Raw genomic sequence first — 11,449 nt, forward strand, 5'->3', positions numbered from 1 at the left:
AATGAAGAAAATCTATCAATGGGCAGCGGGCCAATCCTTTAAAAAATTAGATCCGCGCCAACAAATCAAAAATCCTGTGATGTTCGTCGTCTATCTAGGCGCGATCATCACTACGGTATTATGCTTTTATCCAATGCGTGTGCCAGTGTGGTTCAGCATTTCGATAACTGTTTTTCTCTGGTTGACGCTGCTTTTCGCCAATTTCGCCGAAGCTGTGGCAGAAGGACGAGGCAAAGCCCAGGCCGATAGCTTGAAACAGGCCAAAAAAGAAGTCATGACGTATAAAATTACGAGTCTAGCCGATATCAAAGACGAAAATTTCACAGAATTACGTTCTTCTGATTTGAAGCGGGGCGACTTGGTTTATGTCCGCGCTGGAGAGCAGATTCCAGCTGACGGCGATGTGATTGAAGGTGCCGCTTCAGTGGATGAGAGTGCCATCACCGGTGAATCGGCGCCAGTGATCCGCGAATCTGGCGGCGACCGCAGTGCAGTAACTGGCGGTACGACTGTTGTTTCTGATTATTTGGTGATTCGGGTAACTTCGGAAAACGGTCAATCCTTTTTAGATAAAATGATCGCTATGGTAGAAGGGACCCAACGAAAAAAGACGCCGAATGAGATCGGCTTGCAGATTTTTTTGATCACCTTGACGATTATTTTCTTAACCGTGTCCATCACATTGGTACCCTTTACCGCTTTTAGCAGTCAGTTATCAGGAAAAGGGGAAGCCTTATCCATGATTATTGTGATTGCTTTGCTGATTTGCTTGGCACCGACAACAATCGGCGCCTTGATTTCTTCGATCGGTATCGCCGGCATGAGCCGTTTGACTAAAGAAAACGTAATTGCTATGAGTGGTCGTGCGATCGAAGCGGCAGGTGACGTGGACGTTCTTTTACTGGACAAAACAGGAACCATTACATTGGGAAATCGCCGGGCGAGCGAATTTTTGCCAGTTCATGGTGTCAGTGAAGAGCAGCTTGCCGATGCGGCACAATTATCGTCCTTGGCCGATGAAACAGCGGAAGGTCGCAGCATCGTGATCTTAGCAAAAGAACGGTTTAATTTGCGGGAAAGAGAATTTCAGCAATCAGAAGTTAAATTTATCGACTTCAGTGCGAAAACACGAATGAGCGGGATTGATTATCGCGGAGATGAAATTCGTAAAGGTGCCGCGGATACAATGAAAAAATATGTGCAATCTAAAGGTGAAGTCTATCCGCCGGAATGCGACACGCTCGTGGATAAAATCGCTCGCGCAGGCGGCACACCATTAGTCGTCGTAAAAAATAATCGCGTGATGGGCGTTGTTTACTTAAAGGATATTGTCAAAAATGGCGTGAAGGATAAATTCGCCGATATGCGCAAGATGGGGATCAAGACGATTATGATCACTGGAGATAATCCTTTGACCGCAGCAGCGATTGCGGCAGAAGCGGGCGTGGATGATTTTCTAGCCGAAGCAACGCCTGAAAATAAAATGGACCTGATTCGCGACTATCAAGAAAAAGGTCATTTAGTAGCAATGACTGGCGATGGTACCAATGATGCACCGGCATTGGCTCAGGCGGATGTGGCGATGGCGATGAATACCGGAACTCAAGCGGCAAAAGAAGCCGGAAATATGATCGACTTGGATTCCAGTCCAACCAAACTGCTGCAGGTAGTTCAGATCGGTAAACAATTATTGATGACGCGCGGGGCCTTAACGACCTTTAGTATCGCCAATGATATCGCGAAATATTTCGCGGTGATTCCCGTGTTGTTTTACAGTATTTATCCGCAATTGGATCGCTTGAACATCATGGGGTTAGGCAGTCCTTTAACAGCGATTCTGTCGGCGGTCATTTATAACGCGGTGGTCATCGTAGCTTTGATCCCGCTAGCATTAAAAGGGGTGAAGTATCAGGAAAAACCTGCCAGTCAAATTTTACGGCACAATTTGCTGATCTATGGACTTGGCGGAATCATCGCACCCTTTATCTTTATCAAGGTCATTGATGTGATCCTTTCACTGATCATTTTATAAAAAGGAGCAAGAACAATGAAAAAAAGTATTCTAGGCAGCTTGCGTTTTCTGATTTTGAGTTTGATCGTCTTTGGCGGACTGTATACTGTTGTGGTCACCGGCATTGGCCAATTATTCTTTTCAGAGCAAGCCAACGGCAGCCAAGTAACGGTCAATGATCAGGTCGTCGGGTCAAAATTGATCGGACAGAACTTTGATCAAGCGAAATATTTCTCTGGACGCAGCGAAAAGGTTAGCCAGCTTTCGCCGGTTTCAGCGGAGCAAAAGCAATTGGTCGAAAAACGTACAGCGGCCGAATTAACAAAAAATCCAACAGAAAAAAGAGTTCCCAACGATCTCGTAACGGCTTCTGCCAGCGGCGTGGACCCGGATATCAGCTTGGCAGCGGCTGAATTTCAGGTTGCTCGGATTGCCAAGGAACGCGGACTGTCTCAGCAGGCAATTCATAAAGTCATCGATGAGCATAGTCAGAAGGATTGGTTTTCTGAACGAAAGTATGTCAATGTTTTGCAGTTGAACCTCGCATTAGATAAACTAGAGGCATAATACCAAAAGATTCTCTAACCACTTGGTTAGAGAATTGTTATGCAAAAAAGAAGGGAGGGGCGATGATGCAAGCATCAGAGGAAAAACAATTAGGCGATGGACGACGGGGACGGCTGCGAGTATTTTTCGGATTTGCGGCAGGTGTCGGAAAAACGTATGGGATGCTGGCAGAAGCTCATGAGTTATTGCTGATGGGGAAAAATGTAATGGTCGGCTACATCGAACCTCATGATCGGCCGGACACTAATCGATTATTAGAAGGACTACCGCAAATTCCGCCGAAAAAAATTTTATATAAGCAAATGATCTTAACGGAGCCGGATATTGATCGGATCATTCAGCAGAAGCCTGAAATTGTTCTGATCGATGAACTGGCTCATACCAACGCGGAAGGGTCGCGAAATCGTAAACGATATCAAGATGTGGATGAACTGCTGAATGCCGGCATCGATGTTTTCACCACGGTCAATGTTCAGCATATCGAAAGCCTGAATGATATCGTTGAAGAGGTTACCGGAATCGAGGTCAAGGAAACCGTGCCGGACACTTTTTTGCAGCGGGCAACGATAAAAGTGATCGATGTGGAACCGGACGAGCTGATCGAACGCTTGGAGCAGGGAAAAATCTACGCCAATGAAAATGCCAGACGGGCGTTGAGAAACTTCTTTATTCCGCAAAAGCTGGATCAGCTGCGGGGCTTGGCGATTCAACGAGCATCGGATCATATTAACCGGATCAGCGGAAAAACAATTGGCATTCAAAGTAAATTACTGACAGTGGTGAACGATGCTTTTCCTAAAATGACCGAAAAATGTATTCGCTGGACAGCGCGTTTGGCTCAAGGATTAGCTGCGGAGTGGACGGTGATTCAGGTTCGCACTCAAGAAAATACGTCTACCAACATTCCTTTGGCGGAAAAATTAGGAGCCGAGGTGATCAGCATTGAGGAAGATGACAGCTTTGAGACGATCGTTGAATTTGCCAAAATGACCGGGGTCACCGATATTATCATGGGAAAGAATCTGCGTCAGCCTTGGTATGAAAAAATTTTTACCGAAGCCTTCGATGATCGCTTGCTGAAGCGCTTGAATGATACGGAGCTCCATTTGATTCCCTTTAGTGAGGAAAAGCAAACCTGGTTCTTTAAGACCCGCAAGGTGATCGAAGGTGGAGGAAAAGACTTCGGAATTGCGATCGGTGCTGTCATCTTAGCGACGATCGTGACGGAATTGATGCAATACCTGCATATCGGTGATCAAAATTTGATGCTAATTTATATTTTCTTCATCTTATTAGTAGCTCGAACTACCTCAGGCTATTTTTGGAGCTCACTTTCTTCTATATTAGGTGTCTTGTCTTTCAACTGGTTTTTCGTGGAGCCTTTGTATTCACTAACGGTCTACAAGCAAGGCTATCCGATCACTTTATTAATCATGCTGGTGGTCGCCCTGATGATCAGTAATTTGATGGTTCGTTTGAAAAAACAAGCCGACAGTTCGATGGAAAAAGAGCATCAGATGGAAATTTTATATGAATTAAACAAGCAGTACGTTTTAGCAGAAAGCCGAAAACAGATTCTCGATATTTCTGCGACGTATTTATCACGATTGCTAGAACGTGAAGTGATCATTTTTGATCGTTTGGCTAAAGTAGAGAGTGTTCATTGTGTCGCTGAAAAGCAAACGATTTTGGCAAATAAAGATGAAGCGGCCGTTGCCTTTTGGGCTGCAAAAAATCAAAAAGAAGCCGGCAATGGCACAGACACCTTGATTGGGGCCAAAGGATTTTATCTGCCGATCATCGCAAGCGGAAAAACATTAGCGGTATTAGGCATTGAACGAAATGCCAATCTCGAATTAGAAAATGATCAACTCAACTATTTGAAGCTGGTATTGACTCAGATCGCCGTTATTTTAGAACAAACGGAATTGAAGGAAGAAAAAGAACAAGTTGAACTGGAAAACGAGCGGGAAAAAGTTCGCAGCAATCTTTTACGAGCAGTTTCCCATGATTTACGAACACCGCTGACAGTAATCTCAGGGATTGCTGAAACATTAGGCGTCGGAACTGATTTAAAAGAAGAGACGCGTCAAAAGCTGTTAAAGGATATTCAAGAAGAGTCACAATGGCTGATTCGCATGGTTGAAAATTTATTATCAATTACTCGTATCAACATGGATACGATGAAGGTCACGAAAACGGCTGAACCGGTGGAAGAAATCATCGAAGCGGTTTATAAGCACTTAAAAAAAGTTTATCCCGATGGTCAAGTCGAGATTCAACTGCCGTCAGAGGTCATTTTTATTCAAGCAGATCCTATTTTGATCGAGCAGGCATTATTCAATCTGGTGGAAAATGCCTTTCGTCATGGAGAAAAAAATCAACCGGTTAAACTGATCGTTTATCAGGAAAAGGGCCAGACAGTCTTTGAAATCGAAAATCACGGTGAAATGCCATTGAAGCAATTTCAAAAAATCCAGTCAAACTTAGCTAGCGCAAATGAAGTCCCGGTAGATTCAAAAAATGGCTTGGGAATCGGCTTGAGTATCGTCAAAACGATCATCCATGCTCATAATGGCAAAATGGAAATGACCGTAGGCGCAGGTAGAACACTGGTTAGAATTTATTTGAAGTGAGGGGATGTTTATGAAGCAATCCATTTTATTAATCGAAGATGATCTAAATATCACGGATTTTATGGAGGTTGTTTTAGAGCAGGAACGCTATCAATTAACGGTCGCCAGTACAGGAATGGAAGCATTGACCGCTTTTCAAACAACATCGATTGATTTGGTCTTGTTAGACTTGGGGCTGCCTGATATTGACGGGATCGATCTGCTGAAAATTCTTCGCAAACGGATGCACCTGCCGATCATTATTATCTCTGCCAGAAATAATGAGGAAGAAAAAGTGAAGGCGCTGGATTTAGGGGCAGATGACTATGTGACCAAGCCATTTGGTACGAATGAGTTACTGGCGCGGATTCGCACAGCCTTACGTCATCAAAACGTTCAGACTGAAGCATTAACTATTGTAGAAAATAAAAATCTGAAAATCGATTTCGAAAAGCAATTGGTTTATAAGGACAATCATGAGATTCATCTGACTAAAAATGAATATCGCATTTTAGCGCTGATGTTTCGCCAATTAGGCAAGGTGGTCACCTATCAAACGTTAATGACAGAAGTCTGGGGACCTTATAGTGATGATTCCCAAACACTGCGGGTAAATATGTCCAACATCCGCAAAAAAATCGAACAGGATACGTTGAAGCCTGAATACTTGATTACGGAGATCGGTGTAGGCTATCGCCTGCGTGACCATCGATCGGAACAATAAGAAAACATCGCAAACTAAAAGCCAAACGATCAAATACTTGAGAAATTGAGCGTATTTTGATTGTTTGGTTTTTTATTATCCCTTCTTTTAGTACACTAAGATAAAAACAGGGGAGGTGTCCATCATCATTTTCTTACTGATAGTTATTTGCGGACTTGCTTTATATTTAATTTTTAAAAGTTTAATCAGACAATCGAAAAATCCTAGTGGAAAGATCGGAACTTGGATGATGCGAATCTGGAATCGCGCTTATTTACCAATGGTTAGTTGGACATTAAGCTTTGTGAACAGGCCTACGCCTAAAAATATTTTAGATATTGGCGTTGGAAACGGCGCTTCAACCAACTATCTTCATCAACATTTTCCTACTAGTCAAATCTATGGCATCGATTGTTCCAAAACAGCGATTCTCGAAGCCAGTAAGCATTATTCAGCCTCAGCGACGTTCGAAGAAATGAGCATCGACAAAACCGAATATCCGTCAGATTTTTTTGACTTGATTTTTGCCTTTCAGACCCATTTTCACTGGGAACAGCTAGATCAAGCATTGATGGAGATAGAACGGATTTTAGTACCAAGTGGTGAATGTTGGATTGCTTGCGAACGCTCCAAAGTAAAATACTATTTGCCAGATTTTGCAGAGGTCGATAAATTTCAAATCTATTTAGCAAATTTAGGACTTGATTTAGTTGCCAGTCATCAAACGAAGGACTGGATTTGCTATCGAATTATGAAGTTATCTAGTTAAAAATATAAAGCGCTTAATTATAGTTATTTTAAAGTGAGGGTGAACGTTTGTAAGCTGTTAATGATTATCTTTCTCATTAAGGTGTTCTTATTTTCAATTAGAATATCAGAGTGCTAATCTGATATTGAAGAAAATTGGAGGCGCTCGTATGAGTAATATAAAGAAGTTTTTATTAACTGTGATGATCGGGATCGTCGCATTGATTTTGGAGTTTGGTTTTCATCAGAATCGCTTAGCTTTTTGGTTAGTGGCTATTGTTGGTGGGATCATGACAGTCACTATGCTGATTGGAATGATCGAGACATTGCGTTCAGGAAAATACGGCGTAGATATTTTAGCGATTACCGCGATCGTGGCTACGCTCTTAGTCGGTGAATATTGGGCAAGTCTGATGGTTTTGATTATGCTAACTGGCGGCGACAGCTTAGAAGATTATGCCAGTCATCAAGCAAGTCGTGAATTACGGTCGCTTTTAGATAATTCACCGCAAACTGCACATCGACTAAAAGGCGAGGAAATCACTGATCTTGCGGTTGAAGAAGTCGAAGTTGGTAATTTGATTTTAGTAAAACCGGGAGAATTAGTGCCGGTTGATGGACGAGTCGTAGAAGGTGAATCTTTTGTGGATGAGTCGTCATTGACAGGAGAATCTAAGCCCATCGAAAAGAAACAAAATGATGAATTAATGTCTGGCTCGATTAATGGTGACGCGGCCTTGCGGTTTAAAGTAACGAAGGCAGCCAAAGACAGTCAATATCAGACATTGGTAAAATTGGTCAAGGAATCAGAAGCAAAACCGGCTCACTTTGTCCGCTTGGCCGATCGTTACGCGGTTCCTTTCACGATTATCGCCTATGTAATTGGCGGTATTGCTTGGTTTGTTTCAAAAGATCCCGTTCGTTTCGCGGAAGTGTTAGTGGTTGCTTCACCATGTCCGTTGATTTTGGCAGCACCGGTGGCATTAGTTGCAGGTATGAGCCGTTCAAGCCGAAATGGGATCGTTGTTAAAACCGGAACAACGATTGAAAAATTAGCAAACGCAAAAAGCATCGCCTTCGATAAAACGGGGACCCTGACGGAAGGGAAGCTTTCAGTAGAAGATATCGAGGTTGCTTCTGATCATTTTTCAAAAGAAGACTTAATCACCTATGCGGCCAGCGGCGAACAAGAGTCTAGTCATATTTTGGCTCGTTCATTAGTCGCCTTTGCAAAAGAGAAAAAATTCGACTTGTTCCCTGTTACTGAGTTGGAAGAAATCACAGGTCAAGGAATCCAAGCAAAGGTAAATGACAAAAACATTCGCGTCGGGAAAGCTTCTTTTGCCGGTTCGCCAATTGAATTAACCAATGAACATACGGCAGTCTATGTTTCCATCGATAATCAATATATCGGCTACATCACATTTACCGATATCGTTCGCAAAGAATCCGCCGATACCATCAAAGCGTTGAATGACTTGGGAATTAAGAAAACCATCATGCTTACCGGCGATCATCAATCGATCGCTAAGCAAATCGCCCATGAGGTAGGAATAACAGAAGTGCATGCAGAATGCTTGCCGGAAGAAAAGATTAATGTATTAAAAACGTTAAATGACGGAGATCGACCAGGAATCATGGTAGGCGATGGCGTGAATGATGCTCCAGCGTTGGCAGTCGCAGATGTGGGCATTGCGCTGGGCGCTCATGGTTCAACCGCGGCCAGCGAAAGTGCCGATGCCGTGATTTTGAAGGACGATCTAAGTCGAGTGTCAGAAGCTGTCCGCTTATCGCAAGATACGATGCGGATCGCTCGTCAGTCCGTATTGATCGGACTCGTGATTTGTATAATTTTGATGTTAATTGCAAGTACCGGCATCATTCCAGCATTATTGGGTGCAGCCTTGCAGGAAGTGATTGATACTGTGTCAATTTTATCCGCTTTGAGAGCCAGAAAAGATAGGTAGTCGTTCACTATTATAATAGAAGAAACCAGCAAAATTTCACGTCGAAATTTTGCTGGTTTCTTTTAATGGTGCCGATTATGATGACCGGTCGCTTGTTGCGGTGTGTAATTGTGATGGGTACGTTGCTGCTGTTGGACAGCTTGTTGCTGGGCTGCTTGTTGCTGGGCTGCTTGTTGCTGGGCAGCTTGTTTTTGGGCTGCCTGTTGTTGAGCCGCCTGTTGTTGGGCCGCTTGTTGCTGGGCCGCTTGTTGTTGGGCTGCTTCCTGCTGTTGGACAGCCTGTTGTTGAACTGCCTGTTGTTGAACTGCCTGTTGTTGAGTGGCTTGTTGTTGGGCAGCCTGCTGTTGATTCGCCTGTTGTTGAGTTGCTTGTTGTGTATTTTTCTGCACGTGTTGATAGGCGACTTTTGTGGTTGGTTGTTTGCAATATTGATCTAGGATGCGATTTTGTAAAACGGCACAATTTTGCGCTGGCTTATAAATATTGTTAATCGCATGATAATGCATCTGGTTGAGTAGGTGGTGCTGATTTGCAGCTTCGACTTTCGTTTCCGAAAAACTTAAAACGCCCGCGAAGACCAACAAACTAATTGCGAGTTTCTTTTTTCCCATATAAATCTCCTCCTCAACTATAGAATAAAAGGAAATTATGGCAAAAGTGTGGCAATTAGAGACTAGGCAGCAAAATCGTGATTTTAAATTTGTCTTGATCGGTTTCTGCATAAATTTCACCTTGGTGTCGGCGAATGACTTGCTTTGCGATGGCTAGGCCAAGACCTGTTCCTGAAGTTTGATTTCGATCTCCTCGTTGAAATGAATCAAAGAGGCGAGAGACATCCGAAATTTGCTGATCTAAAGAATTTTCAATCGTAATGGCTAAAAATTTTTCCTGCTCAGCAATTTTCAACTCAATAATAGAATCTGCGGGAGCATATTTATTTGCGTTATCTAGCAGAATTTTCAATGCTTGCGTAATTCTTAAATAATCGCCGTGAATCATTTTTGGTTCGGTCAATTGGTTAGCTAGGTGCGCCTGCTGATTCTTTTCTTTTAATGGCAATCGGTAGCGGCGTAAGGCATCCTCAATACAATCTAAAGGATTGATCGTTTCTTTTTGCAGCTGAAAATCCGTTGATTGCAAACGACTCAGCTCTAAAAGATCATTGACTAAGCGCTCCAAATCCGTACTTTCCAGTAAAAGCTGCTTTAAATACGCTTTTTCTTCATCGGTGGTCAGCAGACCTTCGTTGATTGCCTCTAATGAACTTTTAATCACCATGACCGGTGTTCGTAATTCATGAGAAATTTGTGAGAGAAAATCTTTTTCAGCTTGTTCTTTGCCTTCACGCGCCTGTTTAGCTTCAGCCAAACGATGACACAAGTGTGTCAACTGGTCACCAAGCTCTTGCAGCTCATCGCGGGTATTGATCTCAAGCGGTGCCTGATAATTTTCCTGCGTTAATTGGTCTGCGTAATTTCGCATATCTTCAATCGGCTTGACGAATCGTTTTGAGAGCCGCCAAGCCAGTAAACTCGCAATCAAAACAGAAACCAGCAAACTCATCAGCAGCATCAAATAGCCTGACAGTTGATTTTTATGAATAGCATCGACCTTCGAGTGCATCAATACGACACCCTCAACTTCACCATCTAAAAGAATCGGTGTGACGACACTAAGCTCCTGCAATTGGAAAAACTTACGGCTTTTTGCGACCTGCATTTTTTTAGTGCGAAAAGCTTTTTCAACGGACTTATTCATCCCAGCAGGTACTTGCTTTTGATTATGATGAGCATAATCGATCAGAGAATCCAGCTGTTCATCTAAAATCCAAATATCTTCCCCAGCAATTTGATTCAAAAAACGCAAAAAAGCCCCATACCCATTTGACCCGCTTCCATGATTCGAATGTACCAGCGGAGCACCCGCAAAATAATCCGAAAGTGTGTTACTGATTAATTCACTGCGATGAGTCATTTCCTCAAGATGGAGATCCTCTGTTTGTTTAGCAAAAAGAATCCCAAAGAAAAAGGCAATCATCAGCGCAAAAAACAGCAAGAGTGCCACAAATTGTTTAATCAGACGAATCGTAATTTTTTTCATGGCGTGACCTCGATTCGATAGCTAGCTCCCCAAACGGTTTCGATTTGGCAGTCTTCAACTCCGGCATTTTTCAATTTTGCCCGCAGCCGTTTGATATGACTGTCGACGGTGCGGCTGTCACCATAATAATCATAGCCCCAAACAGCATCCAGCAGATTATCGCGGGTAAAGACCTTGTTCGGGTACTTTGCGAATAAAACGAGCAGCTCAAATTCTTTTTTAGTCAGTTTAATTTCATGATTGTTGACGATTGCTTGGCGATTTTCCAGCAGCAGGCGTATTGAACCTAAGTTCAAGGATTTCGTTATGGTTCCTTTTTCAAAATCAATCCGCCGCATGATCGCTTTGATCCGATAGAGGACTTCCTTAGGTGAAAAAGGTTTGATAATATAATCATCCGCGCCAACTTCCAATCCTAAAATTCGATCGGCATCCTCAGATTTAGCGGTGATCATAATAATCGGAACGGTGGATTTTTCGCGAATCTGCTGGCAAATATCAAAGCCGTTCACATGAGGAAGCATAATGTCCAAAAGAATAAAATCGACCGAATGACTATCAAAGTAGGGGAGAGCATCTTTTCCATCGTAAACCACGGCAGTTTCATAATTGGCTTCATTTAAGTAACGAGTCAAAACTTTGACGATTTGCTGATTATCTTCAATAATCAAAATTTTCATGGCGGCCTCCTTGCGCTTAAAAAGTATTACTTCAATTATAACGTAATTCAATAGTAGAA

General features: G+C 42.8%; 9 protein-coding genes. 6 read left to right on the forward strand and 3 right to left on the reverse strand.

What is annotated here, in order from left to right:
• Position 1: 1 nt before the first annotated feature.
• The 6 genes from kdpB to A5875_RS18160 all read left to right on the forward strand — a co-directional run bounded on the left by kdpB (position 2) and on the right by A5875_RS18160 (position 8,610).
• Positions 2-2,032 carry a potassium-transporting ATPase subunit KdpB gene (gene kdpB / locus A5875_RS18135; protein WP_088934993.1) on the forward strand — a complete coding sequence of 677 codons (2,031 nt, stop codon included), beginning with the start codon at positions 2-4 and terminating at the stop codon, positions 2,030-2,032.
• 15 nt (positions 2,033-2,047) lie between these two features.
• The gene (locus A5875_RS18140; RefSeq protein WP_088934994.1) at positions 2,048-2,578 is read left to right on the forward strand and encodes a potassium-transporting ATPase subunit C; all 531 of its coding nucleotides are present in this window, start codon (positions 2,048-2,050) and stop codon (positions 2,576-2,578) included.
• Between the two features lie 65 nt (positions 2,579-2,643).
• A complete protein-coding gene (locus tag A5875_RS18145) occupies positions 2,644-5,214 on the forward strand; it encodes a sensor histidine kinase (protein WP_088934995.1) in 2,571 nt (856 codons plus the stop codon).
• A 10-nt stretch (positions 5,215-5,224) separates the two neighbouring features.
• Complete coding sequence (locus A5875_RS18150) at positions 5,225-5,917, forward strand: response regulator transcription factor (protein ID WP_088934996.1); 693 nt, start codon at positions 5,225-5,227, stop codon at positions 5,915-5,917.
• Between the two features lie 226 nt (positions 5,918-6,143).
• Complete coding sequence (locus tag A5875_RS18155; RefSeq protein WP_088935844.1) at positions 6,144-6,665, forward strand: class I SAM-dependent methyltransferase; 522 nt, start codon at positions 6,144-6,146, stop codon at positions 6,663-6,665.
• A 148-nt stretch (positions 6,666-6,813) separates the two neighbouring features.
• On the forward strand, positions 6,814-8,610 hold the full coding sequence (locus tag A5875_RS18160; protein WP_088934997.1) for a heavy metal translocating P-type ATPase: 1,797 nt from the start codon (positions 6,814-6,816) through the stop codon (positions 8,608-8,610).
• Positions 8,611-8,672: 62 nt separating this feature from the next.
• Here the strand turns inward: A5875_RS18160 and A5875_RS23830 are convergent, their stop codons facing one another.
• Genes A5875_RS23830 through A5875_RS18175 form a run of 3 tightly spaced genes read right to left on the reverse strand, consistent with a single transcriptional unit; the run spans position 8,673 to position 11,390 of the window.
• The gene (locus tag A5875_RS23830; RefSeq protein ID WP_176244748.1) at positions 8,673-9,221 is read right to left on the reverse strand and encodes a hypothetical protein; all 549 of its coding nucleotides are present in this window, start codon (positions 9,219-9,221) and stop codon (positions 8,673-8,675) included.
• A 55-nt stretch (positions 9,222-9,276) separates the two neighbouring features.
• Positions 9,277-10,710: a sensor histidine kinase gene (locus A5875_RS18170; RefSeq protein ID WP_088934998.1), complete on the reverse strand. Its 1,434-nt coding sequence runs from the start codon at positions 10,708-10,710 to the stop codon at positions 9,277-9,279.
• Positions 10,707-11,390 (reverse strand): response regulator transcription factor, encoded by a 684-nt coding sequence (locus tag A5875_RS18175; RefSeq protein WP_088934999.1) that lies wholly within the window; start codon positions 11,388-11,390, stop codon positions 10,707-10,709. The genes A5875_RS18170 and A5875_RS18175 overlap by 4 nt, the downstream gene beginning before the upstream one ends.
• Positions 11,391-11,449 lie beyond the last annotated feature (59 nt).

Origin of the sequence: Enterococcus sp. 3H8_DIV0648 (assembly GCF_002140655.1) — a bacterium.
Lineage (GTDB): Bacteria > Bacillota > Bacilli > Lactobacillales > Enterococcaceae > Enterococcus_A > Enterococcus_A hulanensis.